The sequence below is a fragment of the Pseudomonas sp. LRP2-20 genome (assembly GCF_024349685.1).
Taxonomy (GTDB): Bacteria; Pseudomonadota; Gammaproteobacteria; order Pseudomonadales; family Pseudomonadaceae; genus Aquipseudomonas.
In genome coordinates this window covers 1,067,507-1,092,057 of the sequence record NZ_AP025944.1, presented here as the reverse complement: position 1 = coordinate 1,092,057, position 24,551 = coordinate 1,067,507, and the positions used below count along the sequence as shown (strand labels likewise).

Annotated in this window: 27 protein-coding genes; 11 read left to right on the top strand and 16 right to left on the bottom strand. The window is 63.2% G+C overall.

Annotated features, from left to right (window positions below):
• Positions 1-54 precede the first annotated feature (54 nt).
• From murA to OCX61_RS04710, 7 genes are all read right to left on the bottom strand, one after another.
• Positions 55-1,320: a UDP-N-acetylglucosamine 1-carboxyvinyltransferase gene (gene murA / locus OCX61_RS04740; RefSeq protein WP_261942807.1), complete on the bottom strand. Its 1,266-nt coding sequence runs from the start codon at positions 1,318-1,320 to the stop codon at positions 55-57.
• 23 nt (positions 1,321-1,343) lie between these two features.
• The gene (locus OCX61_RS04735; protein ID WP_003255121.1) at positions 1,344-1,583 is read right to left on the bottom strand and encodes a BolA family protein; all 240 of its coding nucleotides are present in this window, start codon (positions 1,581-1,583) and stop codon (positions 1,344-1,346) included.
• 118 nt (positions 1,584-1,701) lie between these two features.
• The gene (locus OCX61_RS04730; protein WP_261942806.1) at positions 1,702-2,004 is read right to left on the bottom strand and encodes an STAS domain-containing protein; all 303 of its coding nucleotides are present in this window, start codon (positions 2,002-2,004) and stop codon (positions 1,702-1,704) included.
• Positions 2,001-2,648 carry an MlaC/ttg2D family ABC transporter substrate-binding protein gene (locus OCX61_RS04725; protein ID WP_261942805.1) on the bottom strand — a complete coding sequence of 216 codons (648 nt, stop codon included), beginning with the start codon at positions 2,646-2,648 and terminating at the stop codon, positions 2,001-2,003. The genes OCX61_RS04730 and OCX61_RS04725 overlap by 4 nt, the downstream gene beginning before the upstream one ends.
• A 9-nt stretch (positions 2,649-2,657) precedes the next feature.
• A complete protein-coding gene (gene mlaD, locus OCX61_RS04720; RefSeq protein ID WP_110637464.1) occupies positions 2,658-3,143 on the bottom strand; it encodes an outer membrane lipid asymmetry maintenance protein MlaD in 486 nt (161 codons plus the stop codon).
• Entirely contained in the window at positions 3,143-3,940 is a 798-nt protein-coding gene (gene mlaE / locus OCX61_RS04715; RefSeq protein ID WP_079229598.1) for a lipid asymmetry maintenance ABC transporter permease subunit MlaE, read from the bottom strand. The genes mlaD and mlaE overlap by 1 nt, the downstream gene beginning before the upstream one ends.
• On the bottom strand, positions 3,940-4,749 hold the full coding sequence (locus OCX61_RS04710) for an ATP-binding cassette domain-containing protein (RefSeq protein WP_043213285.1): 810 nt from the start codon (positions 4,747-4,749) through the stop codon (positions 3,940-3,942). Before OCX61_RS04710 ends, mlaE begins: the two co-directional genes overlap by 1 nt.
• 246 nt (positions 4,750-4,995) lie before the next feature.
• Here OCX61_RS04710 and OCX61_RS04705 point away from each other — a divergent pair, with 246 nt between their 5' ends.
• From OCX61_RS04705 to OCX61_RS04660, 10 genes are all read left to right on the top strand, one after another.
• The gene (locus OCX61_RS04705; protein WP_261942804.1) at positions 4,996-5,970 is read left to right on the top strand and encodes a KpsF/GutQ family sugar-phosphate isomerase; all 975 of its coding nucleotides are present in this window, start codon (positions 4,996-4,998) and stop codon (positions 5,968-5,970) included.
• A 15-nt stretch (positions 5,971-5,985) separates the two neighbouring features.
• Entirely contained in the window at positions 5,986-6,510 is a 525-nt protein-coding gene (locus OCX61_RS04700) for a KdsC family phosphatase (protein WP_261944269.1), read from the top strand.
• Between the two features lie 8 nt (positions 6,511-6,518).
• Positions 6,519-7,091, top strand: a complete 573-nt coding sequence (gene lptC / locus OCX61_RS04695) for an LPS export ABC transporter periplasmic protein LptC (protein ID WP_261942803.1) — start codon at positions 6,519-6,521, stop codon at positions 7,089-7,091.
• A complete protein-coding gene (gene lptA / locus OCX61_RS04690; RefSeq protein ID WP_027595608.1) occupies positions 7,078-7,602 on the top strand; it encodes a lipopolysaccharide transport periplasmic protein LptA in 525 nt (174 codons plus the stop codon). Before lptC ends, lptA begins: the two co-directional genes overlap by 14 nt.
• Positions 7,603-8,328, top strand: a complete 726-nt coding sequence (gene lptB / locus OCX61_RS04685) for an LPS export ABC transporter ATP-binding protein (RefSeq protein WP_060511298.1) — start codon at positions 7,603-7,605, stop codon at positions 8,326-8,328.
• Between the two features lie 176 nt (positions 8,329-8,504).
• The gene (locus OCX61_RS04680) at positions 8,505-9,998 is read left to right on the top strand and encodes an RNA polymerase factor sigma-54 (protein WP_261942802.1); all 1,494 of its coding nucleotides are present in this window, start codon (positions 8,505-8,507) and stop codon (positions 9,996-9,998) included.
• Positions 9,999-10,076: 78 nt separating this feature from the next.
• Complete coding sequence (hpf, locus tag OCX61_RS04675; RefSeq protein ID WP_003255135.1) at positions 10,077-10,385, top strand: ribosome hibernation-promoting factor, HPF/YfiA family; 309 nt, start codon at positions 10,077-10,079, stop codon at positions 10,383-10,385.
• Between the two features lie 12 nt (positions 10,386-10,397).
• Positions 10,398-10,865, top strand: coding sequence for a PTS IIA-like nitrogen regulatory protein PtsN (gene ptsN, locus OCX61_RS04670; RefSeq protein ID WP_261942801.1), 468 nt, complete (start codon positions 10,398-10,400; stop codon positions 10,863-10,865).
• Positions 10,866-10,867: 2 nt separating this feature from the next.
• Positions 10,868-11,722, top strand: coding sequence for an RNase adapter RapZ (gene rapZ, locus OCX61_RS04665; protein ID WP_261942800.1), 855 nt, complete (start codon positions 10,868-10,870; stop codon positions 11,720-11,722).
• Between the two features lie 20 nt (positions 11,723-11,742).
• Entirely contained in the window at positions 11,743-12,015 is a 273-nt protein-coding gene (locus OCX61_RS04660; RefSeq protein ID WP_027920218.1) for an HPr family phosphocarrier protein, read from the top strand.
• A gap of 306 nt (positions 12,016-12,321) precedes the next feature.
• On the opposite strand, the gene OCX61_RS04655 is transcribed toward OCX61_RS04660, so the two are convergent.
• The 6 genes from OCX61_RS04655 to pmbA form a co-directional block, all read right to left on the bottom strand.
• Complete coding sequence (locus OCX61_RS04655; protein WP_261942799.1) at positions 12,322-13,215, bottom strand: ZIP family metal transporter; 894 nt, start codon at positions 13,213-13,215, stop codon at positions 12,322-12,324.
• An 11-nt stretch (positions 13,216-13,226) separates the two neighbouring features.
• Positions 13,227-13,838 (bottom strand): superoxide dismutase, encoded by a 612-nt coding sequence (locus tag OCX61_RS04650; protein WP_261942798.1) that lies wholly within the window; start codon positions 13,836-13,838, stop codon positions 13,227-13,229.
• A 1-nt stretch (position 13,839) separates the two neighbouring features.
• Positions 13,840-14,301, bottom strand: a complete 462-nt coding sequence (locus OCX61_RS04645) for a DUF2753 family protein (RefSeq protein ID WP_261942797.1) — start codon at positions 14,299-14,301, stop codon at positions 13,840-13,842.
• Positions 14,302-14,331: 30 nt separating this feature from the next.
• Positions 14,332-15,708 carry a class II fumarate hydratase gene (locus OCX61_RS04640; protein ID WP_261942796.1) on the bottom strand — a complete coding sequence of 459 codons (1,377 nt, stop codon included), beginning with the start codon at positions 15,706-15,708 and terminating at the stop codon, positions 14,332-14,334.
• On the bottom strand, positions 15,701-16,102 hold the full coding sequence (locus OCX61_RS04635; RefSeq protein ID WP_261942795.1) for a FagA protein: 402 nt from the start codon (positions 16,100-16,102) through the stop codon (positions 15,701-15,703). Before OCX61_RS04635 ends, OCX61_RS04640 begins: the two co-directional genes overlap by 8 nt.
• A gap of 127 nt (positions 16,103-16,229) precedes the next feature.
• Positions 16,230-17,576 carry a metalloprotease PmbA gene (gene pmbA / locus OCX61_RS04630; RefSeq protein WP_261942794.1) on the bottom strand — a complete coding sequence of 449 codons (1,347 nt, stop codon included), beginning with the start codon at positions 17,574-17,576 and terminating at the stop codon, positions 16,230-16,232.
• A gap of 108 nt (positions 17,577-17,684) precedes the next feature.
• Between pmbA and yjgA the strand changes: the two genes are divergently transcribed.
• Positions 17,685-18,206: a ribosome biogenesis factor YjgA gene (gene yjgA / locus OCX61_RS04625; protein WP_027920225.1), complete on the top strand. Its 522-nt coding sequence runs from the start codon at positions 17,685-17,687 to the stop codon at positions 18,204-18,206.
• Between the two features lie 149 nt (positions 18,207-18,355).
• On the opposite strand, the gene tldD is transcribed toward yjgA, so the two are convergent.
• The 3 genes from tldD to OCX61_RS04610 are packed head-to-tail and all read right to left on the bottom strand — an operon-like array spanning position 18,356 to position 24,479.
• Positions 18,356-19,795 (bottom strand): metalloprotease TldD, encoded by a 1,440-nt coding sequence (gene tldD, locus OCX61_RS04620; protein WP_261942793.1) that lies wholly within the window; start codon positions 19,793-19,795, stop codon positions 18,356-18,358.
• A 2-nt stretch (positions 19,796-19,797) separates the two neighbouring features.
• Positions 19,798-20,649, bottom strand: a complete 852-nt coding sequence (locus tag OCX61_RS04615) for a carbon-nitrogen hydrolase family protein (protein ID WP_261942792.1) — start codon at positions 20,647-20,649, stop codon at positions 19,798-19,800.
• A gap of 14 nt (positions 20,650-20,663) precedes the next feature.
• Positions 20,664-24,479, bottom strand: a complete 3,816-nt coding sequence (locus OCX61_RS04610; RefSeq protein WP_261942791.1) for a YhdP family protein — start codon at positions 24,477-24,479, stop codon at positions 20,664-20,666.
• Positions 24,480-24,551: the final 72 nt, after the last annotated feature.

Here is a 24,551-nt window from a genome sequence, read left to right as displayed (position 1 = left end):
ACTATCGCCCGACCGCATTCAATTCGAATGACACATCCTTGTGCCAGTGGGCGACTAGCCCGGTACGCGGCGGATTTTCGCGCCGAGCATCTGCAGTTTTTCCTCGATGCACTCGTAACCACGGTCGATGTGGTAGATGCGGTCGATCAGGGTATCGCCTTCGGCGACCAGCGCCGACAGCACCAGGCTGGCGGATGCACGCAGGTCGGTGGCCATTACCGGCGCCCCTTTGAGGGTCGGTACGCCCGTGACGATCGCGGTGTTGCCTTCGACCTGGATCTGCGCGCCCATGCGGTGCATTTCGTACACGTGCATGAAGCGGTTTTCGAAGATCGTCTCGATGACCGCGCCAGTGCCTTCGGCGATCGCGTTCAGCGAGATGAATTGCGCCTGCATGTCGGTCGGGAACGCCGGGTACGGGGCGGTACGCAGGTTGACGGCTTTGGGCCGCTTGCCGTGCATGTCCAGCTCGATCCAGTCCTCACCGGTGGTGAGGTCGGCGCCCGCTTCCTTCAGCTTTTCCAGTACCGCCTCGAGGATGGTCGGGTCGGTATCCTTGACCTTGACGCGGCCACCGGTCACGGCGGCGGCGACCAGGTAGGTGCCGGTCTCGATACGGTCGGGCATGACGCGGTAGTGGGCGCTGTGCAGACGCTCGACGCCATCGATGGTGATGGTGTCGGTGCCTGCGCCCTGGACCTTGCCGCCCATGGCGTTGATGAAGTTGGCCAGATCGACCACTTCAGGCTCGCGCGCGGCGTTCTGCAGCACGCTGCGGCCTTTGGCCAGTGCCGCGGCCATCATGATGTTCTCGGTGCCGGTCACGCTGACGGTGTCGAAGAAGAAGTGCGCGCCGCGCAGGCCGCCTTCAGGGGCCTTGGCCTTGATGTAGCCGCCTTCGACTTCGATCTTCGCGCCCATGGCCTCGAGGCCGCGGATGTGCAGGTCGACCGGGCGCGAACCGATGGCGCAGCCACCTGGCAGCGCCACCTCGGCTTCACCGAAGCGCGCGACCATGGGGCCGAGCACCAGGATCGAGGCGCGCATGGTCTTGACCAGCTCGTAAGGCGCTACCAGGGTCTTGATGGTGCGCGGGTCGATTTCCACCGCCAGCTTTTCGTCGATCACAGGCTCGATGCCCATGCGCCCGAACAGCTCGATCATGGTGGTGATGTCGTGCAGGTGCGGCAGGTTGCCCACGGTGACCGGGCCATCGGCCAGCAGGGTCGCCGCCAGGATCGGCAGAGCCGCGTTCTTCGCGCCGGAAATGCGGATCTCGCCATCAAGACGAGCGCCGCCAGTAATAATCAGTTTGTCCATTGGTGTCTCGCCGCCAAGTTGGCTCAGGTGCGCTCAGCCCAGGCTGCGCTGCTGAAAAATTTCATGGTTACCGCATGGATGCTGCCATTGGCAATCCACGGATTCAGGTGAGCATAGATCGCCTGCTGACGTTTGACCGGGCTCAGGCCAGCCAACTCGTCGCTGATCACGTTCAACTGGAAGTTGCAGCCTTCGCCTTCAACTTCGACCCGGGATCCCGGCAATTTCTCTTCAAGGAAGCTCTTAACTTCTACGGCCTGCATGCTCAACCTCAATCGGCGCCCGATGCGCACGGGTCGGCCATCATACAAAAAAGCCCCTCGCCTGCGAAGCCCAACGAAGGGGCGCGCGACCGAGGGGCCTCTCTTCACTGCCAAGCCATCAGCTTGCCAGCACCTCATCGAGGTCATAGACCCCGGCGATTTCCCGCATGTCGTCGGGCATGCCACGCACTTCGAAGGCCTTGCCGGCAGCCTGGGCGTCACGGATGAACGCCAGCAGCAGCGACAGGCCGACACTGGTGGAGCGCGCCACGGCCGAGCAGTCCAGCACCAGACGCGCTTCACGGCAGGCGCCGATCAGCGCCTTGCCCTGCTTGCGCAGGGCCGGCCCGCTGCGGTAATCCAGTTCGCCGGCCAGGCACAGCACGCCCGGCTCGGCCATGGTTACAGCGGCCTCGCTCATTTGACGGTCTTCTCTGGCGAGTTGTCGGCAGCTTCCTTGGCCTTGGCCACTTCGCCGGCCCAGCCGTCGATGGTCTTGTCCAGGTCGTTGCCATTGCGCTGCATGGCATCGGCGAACTGGTCGCGGAACAGCTTGCCGATATTGATGCCGTTGACGATGACGTTGCGTACCTTCCACTCACCGCCGAGGTTTTCCAGGGTGTATTGCACCGGATAGACCGCACCGTTGTTGCCGGTAACCTTCATGCCGACACTGGCGCGCTTGCCGTCATCAGCCTTGGCCGGGTCGACGGTGATGCCCTGGTTGTTGTACTCCAGCAGCGCATTGCCATAGAACTGAAACAGGCTGCGCTTGAAGTTGTCCTGGAAGCGCTGAATCTGCGCAGGGGTGGCCTTGCGCGAGTACTTGACGGTCATGATGCTTTTCGAGATGCCTTCAGCATCCACTACCGGACCGAGAATGCGGTTGAGCGAATCGTAGAAGGCATTCGGGTTGGTCTTGTACTGCTCCTTGTTGGCCTTCAGATCGCTGAGCAACTCAGTGGTGGTGCTCTGAACCACGTCATGCGGCGACTGCGCGGCCAGGGTCATCAGGGGGAAGGCCGCCAGCAGCACCAGCAGGCCACGTCGCAGGATCGAAATCATGGAAACTCCTTAATTAGCCGGTTGCGCTTCTTTGGGTTCCTTGCCAACGGAGTTGAGCAGGAACTTGCCAATCAGATCTTCCAGCACCAGCGCCGACTGAGTGTCATGGATGGTCGAACCATCCTTGAGCACGTCTTCTTCACCGCCCACGCTGATACCGATGTATTTCTCGCCAAGCAAGCCGGCGGTCAGGATCGAAGCAGTGGAGTCGGTCGGCAGGTTGTTGACCGACTTGTCCAGCTGCAGGGTCACCCGACCGGTGTAGGAATCACGGTCCAGATCGATGGCGGTGACCTTGCCGATCGTTACACCGGCCATGGTCACTTTAGCTCTGACCGTCAAACCGGCGATATTGTCGAAGTACGCATAAACTTTATAGGTATCGCTGCTCGGGCTGGCGGACAGCCCGCTGACGCGCAGGGCCAGCAGCAGCAGCGCCAGGATCCCGGCCAGGAGGAACAGGCCGACACCGATTTCCAGGGTGCGGTTTTGCATCAGAAATCTCCAAACATCAAGGCGGTCAGAATAAAGTCCAGACCCAGTACTGCCAACGAGGCATAGACCACGGTCTTGGTGGTGGCACGGCTGATCCCCTCTGAGGTGGGTTCGCAGTCGTACCCCTGGAACACGGCAATCCAGGTCGTGACGAAGGCGAACACCAGGCTCTTGATCAGCCCGTTGAGCACGTCGTCGGTAAAGGAAACACTGTTCTGCATGTTGGCCCAGAACGAGCCTTCGTAAACGCCCAGCCAGTCGACCGCGACCCACGAACCACCCCAGATGCCGACCACGCTGAAGATCAGCGCCAGCAGCGGCAGCGAGATGAAACCGGCCCACAGGCGTGGCGCGACGATGTACTTGAGCGGGTCGACGCCGATCATTTCCAGGCTCGACAGCTGCTCGGTGGACTTCATGTTGCCGATTTCGGCGGTCAGTGCAGAACCGGCGCGGCCGGCGAACAACAGCGCGGTGACCACCGGGCCGAGCTCACGCAGCAGGGTCAGGGCGACCATCTGCCCGACCGCCTGCTCGGAGCCGTACTTGGTCAGGATGCTGTAGCCCTGCAGGGCCAGCACCATGCCGATGAACACGCCGGAAACGACAATGATCGCCAGCGACAGCACGCCCACCGAGTACAGCTGCTTGGTCAGCAACTGGAAACCACCGCCGATGCCGCCACGGCCGATCAGTGCATGGAACAGGAACAGGCACGAACGCCCGAGCACCGCCAGCACGTCGATCGCCGAGCGCCCGAGCAGGCGGATACGTTCGAGTAAGGATTTTCTGCGCATCACCGCGCTCCCAGCAGATCGGCGCGGTAGTCAGGCGCGGGAAAGTGGAATGGCACCGGGCCGTCCGGGTCACCTTTCATGAACTGGCGAATGCGCGGATTGTCCGAGCCCATCAGTTCGTCGGGCGTACCCTGGCCCAGCACCTGGCCATCGCCGACCACATAGATGTAGTCGGCGATACTGGCAGTTTCGGCCAGGTCGTGGGAAACCACGATGCTGGTGATACCCAGGGCATCGTTGAGCAGGCGGATCAGCCGCACGAGCACACCCATGGCAATCGGGTCCTGGCCGACGAACGGTTCGTCGTACATCAGGATCTGCGGGTCCAGGGCAATCGCCCGGGCCAGCGCCACCCGGCGCTTCATGCCGCCGGACAGTTCGTCCGGCATCAGGTCGATGGCACCGCGCAGGCCCACGGCCTGCAGTTTCATCAACACGATGTCGCGGATCATCTCGTCCGAAAGCTGGGTATGCACGCGCAACGGAAAAGCGACGTTCTCGAACACATCGAGATCGGTGAACAGCGCGCCGCTCTGGAACAGCACGCCCATCTGCTTGCGTGCGTCGAACAAGTCGCTGCGCGAAAGGCTCGGCAGGTTCTGCCCCGCCACCCACACTTCACCGCTCGACGGCCGTAGCTGCGCGCCCATCAGGCGTAGCAGCGTGGTCTTGCCGCAACCCGACGGCCCCATGATCCCGGTGACCTTGCCGCGCGGGATACGGATGTCGACATTGCTGAAAATGCTGCGCGAACCGCGCTTGAAGGTGACTCCCTTCAACTCGACCGCGTAGGCGCTATCCACACTCATCTAGACTCCTTGCTAGTGCAGCCTCGCACTAATGGACGCCGGCCTTCATCTTGAAGACACACGCGCCCTTGGCAGGCCGAATAGCGGCGAACTATAGCACCGCTGCCCCCTCGCCCCCAAGGCCATGCAACGTGTCGTTCAGGGCAACGACAGGGTTTCATGACAAATGTTCAGGCAATCCAATGGATGAGGCTTTCTTACATTGCGGCTATAATCGCCGCCTTTTCTTCAGGCAGTGTTTTCGACATGAGCCAATCCAATGAGCTGATCCAGTCCGCCCAGCGCACCTTGCGCCTGGAGTTGGAGGCCGTACAGGGCCTGGCAGCCAGCATCGACGCGAACTTCGTCAAGGCCTGCGAGCTGATCCTGGCCAGCACGGGCCGCGTGGTGGTGGTCGGCATGGGCAAGTCAGGGCATATCGGCAACAAGATCGCCGCCACCCTGGCCAGCACCGGCACACCGGCATTCTTCGTGCACCCCGCCGAGGCCAGCCACGGCGACATGGGCATGATTACCCGCAATGATGTGATCCTGGCGCTGTCCAATTCGGGCAGCACGGCCGAAATCGTTACCCTGCTGCCGTTGATCAAGCGCCTTGGCATCCAGCTGATCAGCCTGACCGGCAACCCGGACTCGCCACTGGCCCAGGCAGCCGAGGTCAACCTCGATGCCCGCGTCGCACAGGAAGCCTGCCCGCTCAATCTGGCCCCGACCTCCTCCACCACCGCCGCGCTGGTGCTGGGCGACGCGCTGGCCATCGCCCTGCTCGAAGCGCGCGGTTTCACCGCAGAAGACTTCGCCTTCTCGCACCCCGGCGGTGCACTGGGCCGGCGCCTGCTGCTCAAGGTCGAGAATGTCATGCATTCCGGCGACGAGCTGCCACAGGTTCAACGCGGCACATTGCTCAAGGACGCACTGCTGGAAATGTCGCGCAAGGGCCTGGGCATGACCGTGGTCCTGGAGCAGGACGGCACCCTGGCCGGGATCTTCACCGATGGCGACCTGCGCCGCAGCCTGGACCGCAACATCGATGTGCACACCACCCTGATCGACCAGGTGATGACCGTGCACGGCAGGACCGCTCGCGCCGAGATGCTCGCCGCCGAAGCGCTGAAAATCATGGAAGATCACAAGATCAACGCGCTGGTGGTGGTCGACCGTAACAACTGCCCGACCGGCGCGCTGAACATGCACGACCTGCTGCGCGCAGGCGTCATGTAACCGAGAGTCATGACTATGAACCAAGACCTGATGCAACGTGGCAAGGCCATCAAGCTCGCCGTGTTCGACGTGGACGGCGTGCTCACCGACGGCCGCCTGTACTTCCTTGAAGACGGCAGCGAATTCAAGACCTTCAATACCCTCGACGGCCAAGGCATCAAGATGCTCATGACCTCGGGCGTGACCACGGCGATCATCAGCGGGCGCAAGACCCCGGTGGTCGAGCGCCGGGCGAAGAACCTCGGCATCCCCCACCTGTTCCAGGGCCGCGAGGACAAACTGGTGGTGCTGGACGGCCTGCTCGCCGAACTGGGCCTAAGCTATGAACAGGTCGCCTACCTGGGCGACGACCTTCCCGACCTGCCGGTGATTCGCCGAGTCGGGCTGGGCATGGCGGTGGCCAATGCCGCACCATTCGTACGCCAGCACGCCCATGGCGTGACCCAGGCACGGGGTGGCGAAGGTGCCGCTCGCGAGTTCTGTGAACTGATCATGCAGGCCCAGGGCACCCTGGACGCTGCCAACGCCAATTACCTTTAAGGCCGCCCATGCTCAGCAAGAAAGCCCGCAACATTGCGCTGCTCGTGGTCATCGCCGCCCTGCTGGTGGCGGTCGGCTACTGGAATGTCAGCCCGGAGCGCTTCCTCGAGGAACCAAAGGCCCAGGTCGACGAAAGCGCCATCGACTACTATGCGATCAACGCACACAGCGTGCAGTTCCTGCCCGATGGCAAGCTGCAATACGAAATGACCGCCGACAAGGTCGAACACCTCAAGGCCAGCGAGGTCACCCTGGTGACCACGCCCGACCTGCACATGTACCGCGGCACTGAATACCCGTGGCACGTGCAGAGCCTGCGCGCCGAGGTCAACCCCGACGGCAGCGAAGTCGAACTGATCGACCAGGTGCGGGTCGCCCGCACCGACGAAAAGCAGCGCGACACCATCATCACCAGCTCGCGCATGACCGTATTCCCGCAGAAGCAATATGCTCAGACCGAGCAAGCCGTTAGAATCGACGGCGCCGGTGGCACAACCACAGGCAAGGGAATGAAAGCGTATTTGAAAGAAGGCAAGATGGACTTGCTCTCTAACGTAAGAGGACAGTATGAGGCTCGTTAAAACCCTCCCCCTTTTGCTCAGCCTGAGCGCAGCACTGGGAAGCGCGAGCGCCTTCGCCCTGCCGACCGACCGTGACCAGCCTATTCGCATCCAGGCCGACAACGCGCACCTGGACGACAAGCAAGGCGTGGCCACCTATACCGGCGATGTGATCATCACCCAGGGCTCGATGATGATCAAAGGCAACACCGTAACCATGACCCGTGCCGCCAATGGCGACATCGACGTGGTGACGTCGGTGGGCAACCTGGCCTACTTCGAGCAGCAGCAGAGCACGGCCAAGCCTGACAAGATGAAGGGCTGGGCGGTGACCATCCAGTACCAGGCGCAGAAAGACACGGTGATCCTCACCGATCGCGCCAAGGTCGAGAACGAAGGCAACACCACCGAAGGCGAGAAGATCGTCTACAACACCAAGACCCAGGTTGCGACCGCCGGTCGCGGTGGCAACGTGACTCAACCACGTCAGCGCATCGACATGGTGATCCAGCCGAAGAAGAAGGCCGAGTAAATGGCAACTCTCAAAGCCCAGCACCTGGCCAAGAGCTACAAGGGGCGGCAAGTCGTGCGCGATGTCAGCCTGTCGATCGACAGCGGGCAGATCGTTGGCCTGCTCGGCCCCAACGGCGCCGGCAAGACCACCTGCTTCTACATGATCGTCGGCCTGGTCCAGGCCGACCAGGGGCGCGTGCTCATCGACAACCTCGATGTCAGCCACCAGCCCATGCACGGCCGCGCCCGCGCCGGTATCGGCTACCTGCCGCAGGAAGCCTCGATCTTCCGCAAGCTATCGGTGGCCGACAACATCATGGCCATTCTCGAGACCCGCAAGGACATCGACCGCGAAGGCCGGCGCAAGGAGCTGGAAAGCCTGCTGCAGGAGTTCCACATCAGTCACATCCGCGACAACCTCGGCATGAGCCTTTCCGGTGGCGAACGCCGCCGGGTCGAAATTGCCCGCGCCCTGGCCACCGCACCGAAGTTCATCCTGCTGGACGAACCTTTTGCCGGTGTCGACCCGATCTCCGTGGGTGACATCAAGCAGATCATCCACCACCTCAAGGCCAAGGGCATCGGTGTACTGATCACCGACCACAACGTCCGTGAAACCCTGGATATCTGCGAAACAGCCTATATCGTCAACGACGGCCGACTGATCGCCGAAGGTGACGCCGAGACCATCCTGGCCAACGACCTGGTCAAGGAGGTCTACCTGGGCCACGAGTTCCGACTCTGACCCCTGGGACCTGCCTGGAGCGCTGGCATTAACGCCCTGTCGGGGCTTAAGTTGTTACAGTGCTCTAGGCAAACGCTACAATTTAAGGCATAAAACTTGCTTGAATTTGGCGCTCCGGCGCCCTCGTGTAGTGGATGGCGCATGCGCGCCGGCGAACAAGGTATTAAGCCCCAGCCATGAAACCATCGCTCGTCCTAAAAATGGGCCAGCAACTGACGATGACACCGCAGTTGCAACAGGCCATCCGCCTACTCCAGCTCTCCACCCTGGACCTCCAGCAGGAAATCCAGGAAGCGCTGGAATCCAATCCGATGCTCGAACGTCAGGAAGACGGCGACGACTTCGACAACAGCGACCCGATGGCGGACAACGCCGAGAACAAGCCGGCCGCCGAAGTCCAGGACACCAGCTTCCAGGAAAGCACCAGCAGTGCCGAAACCCTGGAAGACGGTGAGTGGAACGAGCGCATCCCCAACGAGTTGCCGGTCGACACCGCCTGGGAAGACATCTACCAGACCAGCGCCAGCAGCCTGCCGAGCAACGATGACGACGAGTGGGACTTCACCACCCGCACATCGGCCGGCGAAAGCCTGCAGAGCCACCTGCTGTGGCAACTGAACCTGGCACCGATGTCCGATACCGACCGCCTGATCGCCGTCACCCTGATCGACAGCATCAACGGCCAGGGCTACCTGGAAGACACCCTCGAAGAGATCTGCGCAGGCTTCGACCCGGAGCTGGATATCGAGCTCGACGAGGTCGAAGCGGTGCTGCACCGCATCCAGCAGTTCGAGCCGGCCGGCGTCGGTGCCCGCAACCTCGGCGAGTGCCTGCTGCTGCAATTGCGCCAGCTGCCCGCCAGCACGCCGTGGATGGGCGAAGCCCAGCGCCTGGTCACCGATTTCATCGACCTGCTCGGCAGCCGCGACTACAGCCAGCTGATGCGCCGCATGAAGCTCAAGGAAGACGAACTGCGCCAGGTGATCGAACTGGTGCAGAGCCTCAACCCGCGGCCCGGTTCACAGATCGAGTCCAGCGAACCGGAATACGTGGTGCCTGACGTGATCGTGCGCAAGGACAGCGACCGCTGGCTGGTCGAGCTGAACCAGGAAGCGATCCCACGCCTGCGGGTCAACCCGCAGTACGCCGGCTTCGTCCGCCGCGCCGATACCAGCGCCGACAACACCTTCATGCGCAACCAGCTGCAAGAGGCGCGCTGGTTCATCAAGAGCCTGCAAAGCCGCAACGAAACGCTGATGAAGGTCGCCACGCAGATCGTCGAGCACCAGCGCGGCTTCCTCGACCATGGCGACGAAGCGATGAAGCCACTGGTCCTGCATGACATCGCCGAAGCGGTGGGCATGCATGAGTCGACCATTTCGCGGGTGACCACGCAGAAATACATGCACACCCCGCGTGGCATCTACGAACTGAAGTACTTTTTCTCCAGCCACGTCAGCACCGCCGAAGGCGGAGAATGCTCGTCTACGGCGATTCGCGCGATCATCAAGAAACTGGTTGCAGCGGAAAATCAGAAAAAGCCATTGAGTGACAGCAAGATCGCTGGTTTACTGGAGGCACAAGGCATCCAGGTAGCCCGTCGCACCGTCGCCAAGTACCGCGAGTCCCTCGGCATCGCACCGTCGAGCGAGCGCAAGCGACTGATGTAGCCCCTGGATGTGCCACAGCGTTTGTGGGGCAGGTGCAATACCTGCCTCTTTATGCACGGGCAACAAAGGAGAAGCTGTATGCAAGTCAATATCAGTGGACAGCATGTAGAAGTCACCCAGCCACTGCGCGATTATGTGCTTGAAAAGCTCGCTCGCGTGGAAAGTCACTTCGACAAGATCACCAACGTGCAGGTCATCATGAAAGTCGAGAAGCTGCAGCAGAAGGTCGAGGCGACCCTGCAGATTCCCGGCGGTGAAGTGGTTGCCAACGCCGAACACGAAGACATGTATGCAGCGATCGACGCCTTGGCCGACAAGCTCGACCGCCAACTGAAAAAACACAAGGAAAAACAGCAAAGCCTGCTGCAAGGTGCAGCAGCCCGCTGATCCCTCTCATCCATGATCCGACTTGAAACCATCCTGACCCCCGGCCGTTCCCTGGTGAATGTGCCGGGCGTCAGCAGTAAAAAACGCGCGCTGGAAACGATCGCCGCTGCGGTCCACCGCGAAGTCCCCGAGCTTGATGAGCAAGATCTCTTCGAGAAGCTGATCGCCCGCGAAAAACTGGGCTCAACTGGATTTGGCAATGGCATTGCAATTCCACATTGCCGTCTCAAGGGTTGCGAGAGCCCGGTAAGTGCCCTGCTCCACCTCGCCGCCCCCATTGATTTCGACGCCATCGACGGTGCACCTGTGGACTTGCTGTTCGTCCTGCTGGTGCCAGAAGCCGCCACCGATGCGCACCTTGAACTGCTCCGCCAGATCGCCAGCATGCTCGATCGCAAGGATGTTCGTGATCGCCTGCGTGCCGCCAGCAGCAGCGAAGCGTTGTATCAAGTCGTCCTGGACGTGCAGAACGGGAGCTGAACATGCGCCTGATCATCGTCAGCGGCCGGTCCGGCTCCGGCAAGAGCACCGCCCTTGATGTGCTGGAAGACAACGGTTTCTATTGCATCGACAACCTGCCCGCCGGGCTGCTACCGCAGCTGGCAGAGAACGCGTTGATCAATACCGAACTGCTGCAACCCAAGGTGGCGGTATCGATCGATGCGCGCAACCTGCCCAGCCACCTGTCGCGCTTCCCCGAACTGTTGGCGGAGGCCCGTGGGCGCCACATCCAGTGTGATGTGCTGTTCCTCGATGCCGACCAAGACACGCTGCTCAAGCGTTTCTCGGAAACCCGTCGGCGTCACCCGCTGACCAACGCCGAGCGCTCGCTGGCCGAAGCGATCCGCGTCGAAAGTGAACTGCTGGGGCCGATTGCCGACCTTGCCGACCTGAAGATCGACACCACCAATCTCAACCTCTACCAGCTGCGCGATTCGATCAAACTGCGCCTGCTCAACCAGCCCGAGCCGGGCACCGCCTTCCTGGTCGAGTCGTTCGGCTTCAAGCGCGGTATGCCGGTCGATGCCGACCTGGTGTTCGACGTGCGCTGCCTGCCCAACCCGTACTGGAAACCGGAACTGCGCGAACATTCTGGCCTGGAGCAACCGGTCATCGATTACCTGGCCGCACAGCCGGACGTCGAGGAAATGTTCAGCGACATTTCCAGCTATCTGCTCAAATGGCTGCCACGCTTTGCTGCCAGCAACCGCGCCTATGTCACCATCGCCATTGGCTGCACGGGTGGCCACCACCGCTCGGTCTACATCACCGAACGCCTCGGCCAACTGCTGCAGCAATCTCTGAAAAACGTCCAGGTCCGCCACCGCGACCTCTAGCCCACAGGATCCACCGCACGATGCCCGCCCGCGAAATCACCATCATCAACAAGCTGGGCCTGCATGCCCGGGCGGCAGCCAAGTTCGTCGGCGTGGCCGGCAAGTACCCGTGCCAGGTCCGTGTCGGGCGTGCGCCCGACAAGCTGGTGGATGGCAAGAGCATCATGGCGGTGATGATGCTGGCTGCGGGCAAAGGCACTCAGGTGCACCTGCTTACCGAAGGGGAGCAGGATAACGATGCGCTGGAAGCGCTGGTGGCGCTTATCAACAACTACTTCGACGAAGGCGAGTGAAGGCCTCAGGGGGCTCAACTTACCCCTTTCAGCGCCTGTGAGATCGAGCGCCGCCCGCGCGGCGCATCGCGAGCTGCGCTCGCTCCTACGTTTGTTTCGGGCCAGTAATTCCTTGGGGGATTTTCGCGCGAACGCCTAGGCGCATGGCGCGATATCGCGCCGTACCAACAAGGCGGTCGCGCGCGCCTGGCACAGGCGTTACTGGCCGGAAACAAACGTAGGAGCGAGCGCAGCTCGCGATGCGCCGCGCGGGCGGCGCTCGATCTCACAGGCACAACAAACCCGCCGGCGGGCCCCAGGCCAAAATCACGACATCGCCGTATCCATCACCATCATCAGGCAAAAACCGAGGCAAAGCCCCAGGCTGGCCAAGCGGTGATGGTCATTGCTGCGTGACTCGGGAATGATCTCCTGGGTCACCACCAGCAACATCGCCCCGGCTGCACAGGCCAGGCCCACCGGCAACAGCAGCTGCGCCATGTTCACCAGCCAGGCACAGATCACTGCAGCCACTGGCTCTACCAGGCCAGAAGCGGCGCCGATCAGAAACGCCTTGAACCGTGGCATCCCCGCCCCTGCCAGCACCAACGCTATCACCAGCCCTTCGGGCACATCCTGCAAGGCAATGCCCATCGCCAGGCTATCGGCGTCGGCCATGCCACCGCCGGCAGATACACCGATGGCCATACCTTCAGGGATGTTATGGGCAATGATGGCGATCACGAACAACCAGATCCGCGCGGCGATCACGGGCTGATTTTCGGTACCGACCAGCGCTTGCGGCGAAGCACCAGAGACCTTGAGGTCGACCAGAAACAGGCACAGGGCACCGAGCATCAGGCCGAAGCTGATCAGGCCTCCGGCGCCCCAAGGGCTGAAACCAATGGCCTGGGCGGCATCCAGGCCGGGGATGATCAGCGAGAACGCCGTGGCCGCCAGCATCACCCCTGCCCCGAAGCCCAGCAAGCTATCGGCCAGGGCTACCGGCATATTGCGGATCACCAGCACCGGTACAGCACCCAACGCCGTACCTAGCGCGCACAGTGCGCCACCTTCCAGGGCACGCAGCATGCGCGGTTCCAGGTCCAGCCAGGCGATGCCCCGGGCCAGCAGCAGCGCAGTGCCGACCAGCAACAGCAAAGTACCCAGCGCCAGCCGGAACAGGCGCACACTGCCGACAGACATCACCTCCGTGCGCATACCGGGCCGACTCACTTCAAGGCTTGGTGATAGCGGCGATCCACTTCCGCCCAGTCGATCACGTTGTAGAAAGCCCCAATGTATTCCGGGCGACGGTTCTGGTACTTCAGGTAATAGGCGTGCTCCCACACGTCCAGGCCAAGGATCGGCGTATTGCCGTGCATCAGCGGGCTGTCCTGGTTACCACTGCTTTCCACTACCAGCTTGTTTTGTGGCGTAACACTGAGCCATGCCCAGCCGCTGCCAAAACGGGTCAGCGCCGCCTTGGTGAAGGCATCCTTGAATGCTTCGAAACCACCCAGCTCGGCGTCGATGGCCAGGGCCAGCTGGCCGTGGGGCTGCCCGCCGCCCTGGGGCGACATGACCGTCCAGAACAGGCTGTGGTTGGCGTGCCCACCCCCGTGGTTGGTGACTGCACCACGCAGGTTCTCGGGCAGCTGCTTCACTGCAGCGACCAGTATCTCGACTGGCCATTCGGCCCACTCGGTCCCCTCGATGGCCGCGTTCAGGCCATTGACGTAGGTCTGATGGTGCTTGGTGTGATGGATTTCCATGGTTTGCGCATCGATGTGCGGTTCCAGCGCATCGTAGGCATAAGTCAGGGCAGGCAAGGTATGCGACATATCAATGGATTCCGTAGGCATGGGTTCTGGGCGCCACATCCGGCTGGGCAGCGAGTTCGCTGGCCACGGCGCCATGGCGGTTGAGCAGGCGCTCGGTACGCGGGTACTGGCCGTACTCGGCGATGAAACTCAGCAGTTCGGTATAGGTTGGTCCGCTGTGGCGCAGCGCTGCAGCACGCAGCGCCTGCGGCAAACGCGCCTCCTGGCTGGCCTGGAGCAATCGCTGATGGGCGGCGCACAGGTAGTCGGCGCTCTCGTGCGGCTGGTTCAGGCGCAGGTGCAGGTCGGCCAGGTTGTGATGGGCAATGACCAGCGCGGCCACCGCTTCGTCCACGTCATGCCAGCGCTCGAACAGCACCTGGGCCAGGGCCAATGCTTGCAGATAGTGCTCCCGGGCATCGACCAGCTGGCCCTGTTCGAACAGGCGGTTGGCGGCCTCGGTGGTGCGTTTCCAGTGCTGCATGACGTTACTTCCTCTGGGCCCGGCGGCTTGTCAGATACCGCCTGCGGTGAGTTTTTCCGGATCCAGCAGCGCCTCCAGCTGGTCGCGCGACAGGTCGGTGTGCTCCAGTGCGACATCGATGATCGGACGGCCCTGTTTGTAGGCCGTCTTGGCAATGTCGGCGGCTTTGAGGTAACCGATGATCGGGTTCAGCGCGGTAACCAGAATCGGGTTGCGCGCCAAGGCTTCCTTGAGCTTGCCTTCGTTGACCTTGAAGCTGGCAATGGCCTTGTCGGCCAGCAGGCGGCTGGCATTGGCCATCAGCTCGATGCTCTCCAGCAGGTTGCGGGCGATCACCGGCAGCATCACGTTCAGTTCGAAGTTGCCCGACTGGCCGGCCACCGCGATGGTGGCGTCATTGCCGATCACCTGCGCGGCAACCATGGCGGTCGCCTCCGGGATCACCGGGTTGACCTTGCCCGGCATGATCGATGAGCCCGGCTGCAGGCCCTGCAGCTCGATTTCGCCCAGGCCGGCCAAAGGGCCTGAGTTCATCCAGCGCAGGTCGTTGGCAATCTTCATCAGCGCCACCGCGGTGGTCTTGAGTTGGCCAGACAGCGCAACGGCGGTGTCCTGGGAGCCGATCAGGGCGAACAGGTTTTGGCCGGGGGTGAACTCGACCTGGGTGAGAGCACTCAACTGGCGCGCGAAGCCGGCAGCGAACTGTGGATGGGCATTGATCCCGGTGCCCACGGCCGTGCCACCCTGGGCCAGTGCCTGCAGGCTCGGCAAGGTTGCCTGGAGATGTGCCTTGGCAGCGTTGATTTGCGCAGCCCAGCCGTCGAGCACCTGGCTCATGCGCACCGGCATGGCATCCATCAGGTGGGTTCGACCGGTTTTCACATACTGATGCACGTGTGCTGACTTGGCCTCGATCACCTGGACCAGGTGGCTCAGCGCCGGCAACAGTTGCTCATGCAGGGCCAGGGCGGCACTGACGTGGATGCTGGTCGGGATGATGTCGTTGCTGCTCTGGCCACAGTTGACGTGGTCGTTGGCATTGACCGGCTCGCCGAGGATGCGGCTGGCCAAGGTGGCGATCACCTCATTGGCATTCATGTTCGAACTGGTGCCGGAACCGGTCTGGAATACATCCACCGGGAAGTGCTGGATGAAATCTTCGGCCAACAGTTGCTCGACCGCCTTGGCGATCGCCTGGCCCTGCCCCGCCGACAGTTGCTCCAGTTCGATGTTGGCCTTGGCCGCAGCGGCCTTGGCCAGCAACAGGGCCCGGATGAACTGGGCCGGCATGCGCTGGCCGCTGATCGGGAAGTTGTCGACCGCGCGCTGGGTCTGGGCGCCATACAGGGCCTTGGCCGGCACCTGCAGCTCGCCCATGCTGTCACGCTCGATACGGGTATCACTCATCTTCAAGTCCTTGCATCAGTTCATCGGGAGAAATCGACGGCAGCAGCCGGCAGTTGGCCAGCTGCAAGGCATAGGGCTGCCAGCGCTGGTTCTGTTCGCGGCGATCGAGGTTGCGCAGGTCAAGCAGCGGGCGCCAGGCCTGGTCCAGGCACAGGCAGCGCCAGTGCCACGGCAACATGCGGTCGCAGGCGGTATCCAGCAGCAGGCGGAACGAAGTCAGTGCCACGGTCCATGGCGAGGTTTCGGTGCAGCACACCAGGTAACGGCCTTCGGCCAGGTAGTGCTCGATCAGGCGCGGCTCGTCGGGTTCGAGGGCGCAGCGGATGCGCCGGCTGAGCCAGCGCCAGTTTTCCAGGTAGGGCAGTTCGCGGAGGACGGGTTTCATGAACATCATCGCCGGGTTACTGGATAATGATATTCATTATTAAGTGATAAATAGAATCACTTCAAGTGGATCGTGATGAAAGAAAAACCCGGCGCGATGGCCGGGTTTCAATGTCAGTGGGCAATTCCGGCAGTTTTCAGCTGCCAGCGACGGTCATCCGCTCGATCAGCACCGACCCTGTGTGAATATTGCTACGGGTCTCAAGATCACTGCCGATCGCGACAATCTGCTGGAACATATCCTTCATGTTTCCGGCAATGGTCACTTCCTGCACAGCATGCTGGATCTCGCCATTCTCGACCCAGAAGCCCGCCGCACCGCGCGAATAGTCGCCGGTCACCATGTTCAGGCCATGGCCCATCAGCTCGGTCACCAGCAGGCCACGGCCCATGCGGCGAATCAGCGCCGCCTGGTCTTCGACGCCATGGGTAACGTACAGGTTGTGCACGCCCCCGGCGTTGGCAGTACTCGGCAGGCCCAGTTTGCGCCCGGAGTAGGTACCCAGCAGGTAGGACACCAGCTCGCCTTGGTCGACGAACGGTTTGGCGTAGGTCGCCAGGCCATCACCGTCGAATGCGGCGCTGCCCAGCGCACGCGGAATGTGCGGGCGCTCGTCGAGGGTGAGCCAGGACGGGAACAGGCGCTGGCCAATGGCGCCATCAAGGAACGACGATTTGCGGTACAGGTTGCCCCCCGAGATGGCCGACAGGAAGCTGCCGAACAGGCCGCCTGCCAGCTCGGCGGAGAACAGTACCGGCACTTCGCAGGTCGGTACCGGCCGCGCGCCCAAGCGGCTGGCGGCACGCTGGGCGGCGCGCACGCCAATGCTGCGCGGGTCGGCCAGCAGGTTGCCCTGGCGGTTCACGTCATACCAGTAGTCGCGCTGCATCTGGCCATCACCTTCGGCGATCATCACGCAGCTCAGGCTGTGCCGGGTCGAAGCGTAGCCACCGATGAAGCCGTGGCTGTTGCCGTATACGCGGCAACCTTGGTGGGTATTCAAGGTGGTGCCATCGGCATTGAGGATGCGCTTGTCGGCGTCGAATGCCGCCGCCTCGCAGGTCAGCGCCATCTCGATGGCTTTCTCCGGCTCGATGTCCCAGTCGTGATAAAGGTCGAGGTCGGGAATCTCGCGGGCCATCAGCGCGGCGTCAGCCAGGCCCGAGCATTCGTCCTCGGAGGTGTGTTTGGCAATCGCCAGGGCAGCGGCCACGGTTTCGCGGATAGCCTCCGGGCCACTGGCCGAGGTGCTGGCCGAGCCCTTGCGCTGGCCGACATAGAGGGTGATGCCAAAGCCTTGGTCGCGGTTGAACTCGACCGTCTCGACCTCGCGCTGACGCACCGTGGTGGACAGGCCCTGCTCCAGCGATACCGCCACTTCGCAGGCACTGGCGCCTTGCTTGCGCGCTTCTGCAATGATCGCTTCGACCTGCTCCTGCAACGCTGGCAGGTCCTTGGGGCCTACGCTCTGGACTGCACTCATGGTTTTCTCCACTCAAATTCTGCGTTCGGCAAAGGTCATTCTACGACCGGGCCGGACAAGCGGCCCCCGACTGGTTATCATGGCGGCGATTTCTAGCGGACTGCCACCATGGTTGATTCATACGACGACGCCTTCGACGGCGAAAAAAGCAAAACCCAGATCAAGCGCGAGCTGCATGCGCTGGTCGAACTCGGCGAACGCCTGACCACAGTCAAGGCCGATACCCTGGCGCGCCTGCCGCTCACCGACGAGCTGCGCAAGGCCCTGGCCGACGCCAGCAAGCACACAGCCCACGGCGCACGCAAACGCCACATGTCGTTCGTCGGCAAGCTGATGCGCGACCAAGACCTGGATGCCATCCACGCCGTGCTCGAGCAGATCGACAGCTCCAGCCGCCAGTACAACGAGCGCTTCCACAACCTGGAGCGCTGGCGCGACCGCCTGATCGACGGTAACGACGAAGACCTCGAGCGTTTCGTCAACGAATACCCCGAGACCGATCGCCAGCAACTGCGCTCGCTGATCCGTCATGCCCAGCACGAAAAGGCGCGGAACAAACCGCCTGCCGCTGCGCGCAAGGTGTTCAAGTACATCCGTGATCTCGACGAGATGCAGCGCGGTCTGCGCTGATTCCCGCCGCTGGCCGCTTGTAGGAGCGGCCTTGCGTCGCGAAAGGGCTGCGCAGCAGCCCCATCCGTTTCTGCTGTGTCGCTGATATCCCGGGGCCGCCTTGCGGCCCTTTCGCGACACAAGGCCGCTCCTACAGGCAGCGCGTATCATCAAGCGCCTGTACCGCCCACGGTGATTGCATCCAGCTTCAAGGTCGGCTGACCGACGCCTACTGGCACCGACTGACCATCCTTGCCGCACGTTCCCACACCACTGTCCAGCGCCAGGTCATTACCGACCATCGACACCCGGCTCATGGCCTCAGGCCCGTTGCCGATCAGGGTTGCGCCTTTGACTGGGGCGGTGATCTTGCCGTCTTCGATCAGGTAGGCTTCGCTGGTCGAGAACACGAACTTGCCACTGGTGATATCGACCTGGCCACCGCCAAGGTTTGCGCAGTAGATGCCCTTCTTCACCGAGGCGATGATTTCCTGCGGGTCGCTTTTGCCGGCCAGCATGTAGGTGTTGGTCATGCGCGGCATCGGCAGGTGCGCATAAGACTCGCGACGGCCGTTGCCGGTAACTGCCATGCCCATCAGGCGCGCATTGAGCTTGTCCTGCATGTAGCCCTTGAGGATGCCGTTCTCGATCAGCGTGGTGCATTCGGTCGGGGTACCTTCGTCATCCACGCTCAACGAGCCGCGGCGACCTTCGAGGGTGCCGTCGTCGACAATGGTGCACAGGCTCGAAGCGACCTTCTCACCGATCCGCCCACTGAATGCCGAGCTGCCCTTGCGGTTGAAGTCGCCTTCCAGGCCATGGCCGACCGCTTCGTGCAGCAGCACGCCCGACCAGCCGGAACCCAGTACCACCGGTAGGGTGCCGGCCGGAGCCGGGATAGCCTCGAGGTTGACCAGCGCCTGGCGCAGCGCTTCGCGGGCATAGCCCATGACGCGGTCTTCAGTGAAGAAGCGGTAGTCGGTACGCCCGCCACCGCCCTGCCCGCCGCGCTCGCGACGGCCATTGTGCTCGACGATGACGCTGACGTTGAAGCGCACCAGCGGGCGCACATCGGCGGCCAGGCTACCGTCGGCCGCGGCGATCAGGATGCGCTCCCAGACCCCGGCCATGCTCACGCTGACCTGCTGGATGCGCGGGTCGAGGGCACGGGTGGCAGCATCGACACGCTTGAGCAACTCGACCTTCTCGGCACGACTGAGCACATCCAGCGGGTTGTCCGGCGCATACAGCGCCGTCACGTCCTGGCTGCGGAACGCCTGCACCTTGCCATTCTGGCCGGCGCGGGAAATCGAGCGGGCAGCGCGGGCCGCCGAGGTCAACGCCTCGAGGTTGATCGCATTGCTGTAGGCGAAGCCGGTCTTCTCGCCAGACTGGGCACGCACGCCCACACCCTGGTCAAGGTTGAAGCTGCCCTCTTTGACGATGCCGTCCTCCAGCGCCCAGGTTTCCGAAATCTGGCCCTGGAAATACAGGTCGGCGGCGTCGATGCCGGGGCCGGCCAGCTCGCCCAGCACGCTCTGCAGGCTGTCGAGGGTGAGTCCGCCCGGGGCCAGGAGCTGCTCGCTGACGGTGGATAACATCTGGCTCATAGTCACTCCGAGGTGTGCGCAGGCCGCAAGGCGTCCTGCGAGAAAAAGCGCCGGTGGCTAATGACCGGCATGCGCGCCCGGATGGACGCCTGTTCTTCAATGTCGCGCTCGGCGAGCAATACCGCTTCGCCATGCGCCTGTTCGGCGACGATCCGCCCCCAAGGGTCGACGATCGCCGCATGCCCGTGGGTTTCCCGTGGGCCTGGATGGGTGCCGCCCTGTGCCGCCGCCAGCAGATAGCACTGGGTTTCGATGGCCCGGGCACGGATCAGCACTTCCCAATGCGCTGCGCCTGTGACCGCAGTAAAGGCGGCCGGTGCCGTTATCAGTTCCGCGCCGGCGCTGCGCAAGGCGCTGTACAGCTCGGGGAAGCGCAGGTCGTAGCATACGCTGAGCCCCAAGCGCCCTACCGGCGTATCGGCCACCACCACCCGGGCTCCATGGGCATAGTCATCGGACTCGCGGTAGCGGCCACGGTTGTCGGCCACATCCACGTCGAACAGGTGCAGCTTGTCGTAGCGCGCCACCACTTCGCCGTGTTCGTCGATGAGCAGCGAACAGGCATGGGCCTTGGCTTCAGGCTGACCTTGTGGTGGCAGCGGCAAGGTACCGGCGACAATCCATAATCTGAGGTCGCGTGCGGTACGTTTCAACCATGGCAGGATCGGGCCATCGCCCATGGCTTCGGCGCGGCCGATGGCGGCGGCATCCTTGCGCCCCATTGCCGCGAAGTTTTCCGGCAGCACCGCCAGCCGTGCGCCGCCCAGGGCCGCCTGTTCGAGCAGGGCCCCCGCACGCTGCAGGTTGGCCAGCACATCGTCCTGGCTGACCATCTGGATCACCGCTGCCTTCATGGGCACTCCCGAAGTTATTTATCGAACGGTTTCACAAAGGTGATTTTAGGCTCTTTCACCGGGCCTTCGACGCGATAGTGCACGCTGGCGAAACGCGACACCCGGTCGCCGATCAGCCGATCGACCAGGAACAGCGCACCACCGACCGCTGGCGCACCGACGATCAGTGCGGCCAGCGGCAGGTTGTTGGTCACCGGCAGGGTCACCTGGAGGTTGGCAGCGACCTGATCGCGCACCAGGTCCAAGGTGCCATCGAGTTCGAAGTTGCTCGACGGCCCGGTCACGGTGATCGGCTCGCGGGTCACATAGACGCCGTTGCTGGCCACCAGCAGGCCCTTGACCCGGTCATAGGCCAGACCCTTTTCGAACAGGTCGGAGAAGTCCAGGCGCAGGCGCCGGCCAATCGAGTTGAAGTTGAGCAGGCCGAACACGCGCAGGGCCTGGGCGCCACCTTCCACTTCGACGAACTGACCGCTGCGCAAGGCTGCATCCATGCTGCCAGAGAAGCGTTTGAGGCCGACCCAGGCTGGCGAACCGGGCCAACGGCCGTCCACATCCAGGCGGAAGTCGCGACTGGTCACGGTCGGGGCGAAGCCCCAGGCCTTGAGCACATCAGCAAGGTTCTTGCCATCGAGTCGGCCTTTGTACCAGCTGCTGGTCGCGCCGGTTTCGCCTTCCCAACCACCGCTGCCATCGACATGCAGGCCTTTGAAATCGAGGTCGATGTCCTGCGCCGCCACACCACGTGCAGTCGGGCGCAGCTTCAGCGCGGCACTGCCGAACAGGTCATCGCCGCGGTACAGCTTGTCGATGCTCAGGTCCAGGGCCGGTACCTTGCGTGGGTCGAACGAAGCCAGCGGGTCGGGGCCCTCTTCCGATTGTGTCTCAGTCGGGTCGGCAGGCGGCAGGCGCAGGGTCTGCAGGCGCACGGTCATCGGCGCAGCCTTGGCATCTGGCACGCGCGCGTTGCCGATGACTTCCTTGCTGTCCAGGCGCAGGTCCCAGGCCTGGCCACCACGGGCCAGCCGCACCACGGCCTGGTTCAGGTCCATGCCGAAAGCTTTCAGCTGGCCGATGCTCAGGTCGACGCTCTGCAGGTTCTGCCGGGCATTGCCACCGGGGTCGTCACCGGCAAAGCGTGCGGCCTGTTGCTGCCAGGGCGCCAGGTCCAGGCTTTCCAGCCGCCCTTTCACCCGCAGCCCCTGGCCCGCCGGCAACTGCGCCTGCCCGGCACCGAGCAGCAATTCGCCGCGACCTTGGCCCAGCTTGTCGGCCGGTGCGGCGTAGGCGAAACGGGCGAGATCGGCGTAAGCCGCATCAAAACGCCGTTCTGGCCCTTGCAGGTTCATGCTGAAACGGCTGTCGCGGGTATCCGCCGCCGCCTTGCCGAATGGCGCTGGCAGGTCGATGGCCAGGCCCTTGAGCGAAGAGCTGACATTCAAGCTGTTGTCGCGGCTGCCCAGATTAAGCTGCAACTGGTAGGGCAGATCACCAGAGGCGGGCAAGGTCTGCTTGAACTGCAACCAGTCGGTCAGTGACTTCAGTGAGGCCTGGCCGCTGGCATTGATGCGTGTCTGCATCTGCCCGGGCTGGCCCTCGGCGCTGATCTGCGCAGTGGCCGGCTTGCCGAATACCTGCAGGCTGATGTTCTTGCCGCTCAGGCCCTTGTCGAAGTCGAAGCTGAAGTCACCCTTCAGCCGCGTCAGGTCCAGGCTGGGCGGGGCAACTTTCAGGTGTGCATCGGCAGTGGCGAAGTCCACCAGCACTTTTGGCCGCTCGCCGTGGGCCAGGGGGACGTCGAGCTTGAGCTTGCCCTTGAGGGGGCCCTCGCCTTCCCAGCCGGCGAAGATCTCGCCGGTGCCGATCGGTGCTTCCTTGAGAATCTTCAAGCCATCGCCGAGGCTGCCATCGAAATCACCGTCGAGGTACAGGTGACTGTGCTGGCCGCTGTCGACATGGGGAATATTCACACTGACGTCGCTGACCTGGGTGTCGAGCAGCAAGCCCTTGCTGGCCTTGATGCGCACGCCGCTGTCTTCGATCAGCACATCGCCGTCCACCTGCTGCACCTGCGGCCAGCCAGGCTGGAAGTCCAGCGCGGCGTCGTGGACCTTGAAGAACAGGCTGATGCTGCGTGCTTCCGGCGCGGCGCCGTGGTTCAACGAGCCCTGGTACTGGAAATAGCCCTGGTCGACATTGCCCTTGACGATGGCGCTGCGCAACCATTCGTCGAGGGCCGGGCTCAGCACTTCAGGCAGGTATTTGGCGGTGTAGCGGCCATCGCCTTCGGTCAGGCCGACACGCAGGTCCATGTAGCTTTCAGTGCCTTCGTCGAACAGCAGGCGAATCAGGAAGTCGCCGGCAATCTTGCCTTCCTCGCCCAGCACCTTGAGGTAGGGCGCGATGAGCGTGAAGCCGTGCTTGTCGAGGGCCCAGGTCAGGCGCGCATTGGCCTTCTGGTAATGCCAGGGTTTGGCGAAGATTGGATACAAATGCAGCATGAACGCGTCAGTATCGAGGCGCAGCTCGCCATGCCCGAGATCACCACTGATGCTGCCACTGACATTACCGGCCGCCGGTGCGCCATGGTAGGCATCGAAACCGACCCTCTCCAGATTCGCGGCAAACTGCAGGCGCTGGTCGCCCTCGGCTTTTGGCCGTGCTTCCAGGCGAACGTTACGCAGGGCGCCAGTCACCTTCAGCGCATCGACCACAGTCATGAGCTTGTCCGGCAAGGGGGCCAATGCCTCGATCAACGGGGTCAACGGGGTGAGGTCAAGGCGGTCGGCCTGCACTTGCCAGGTTTCGCCCGCCGGGTCATCGCCGAGCCGCTGGTTCACTTGCAGGTGCGATTCCCAGCGGGTCTTGCCAATGCTTGCAGCGAGTGAATCCACCACCACGTCGAAGCCCTGATCGCGGCGCTGGAACCAGGCGGACAAGGCGAGATTGTCCAGGGCCACGGCCTTGCGTTCGGCGTAGGCACCCTGCAGTTGCGGGGCATTGAGGCGGACCACCGCCTGCTGCAACTGGCCCTTGCTCCAGTCCACCCAGAACTCGCCACCGGCCTTCAGCGCCTCGGCCCGCCACTGGCCCAGCAAACGCGGTGGCAACCACCGCGCCCAGTCGCTCTGCGGCAGGCTCAGGTAGGCCTCGACCTCACCGTCGCGCCAGGCCTTGGCGCTTGCCCGGCTGCGCAGGTTGACCGCAAGCGGCTGGCCATCGGGCAAGGTCGCACGCAGGTCCAGGGCCTGGCGGGATGCGCCGGCCTGCAGACCGACGCTGACATAGGTGAGGGTCACCGGGTCACGCTGCCAGGGCTGCAGGGTAACCTGACTGTCGAACACATCGATGCGGCCCAGTTGGCGCAGGCGCTGCAGCATTTCGGCGGGGTCCAGCGGCGCGTCGTCTTTTTTCGGTAACCCTTCGAGGGCCCAGCCTCCCTGCTCATCCTCCCGCAGAATCAATTGCAGGCCGCCGAGTTCGATGCGCGCCAGGCGCACCTCGCGGGACGTCAGGCTGGCCCACAGGTCGGGCACCACCTTGACGTCATCCAGGCGCAGAGCCGAAGCACCCTCGCCCAGTTGCAGGTCACGCACGCGCAATACCGGCGCCAGGCCACTCCAATGCCCTTCCAGAGCCCCCACATGCACGGGCAGGCCCAGGGCCTGTTCGGCCTTGCTTTCGACGTCGGCACGGTATTCGGCCACCAGTGGCACCAGCTCGCGACCGAGACTGACATACAACGCCACCAGCACCGCGAGCAGCGCGCAGATGCCCAGCCCCCAGCGGGTCAAGGCAACAAGAACGCGGTTCAGACGTCCCATGGCCATGGCCCTCCAGGTCGTTTATCCATCATGGCCCGACGTGCCGATTTTGCCAGCCAGAGCGATCCTGGGTGGTTA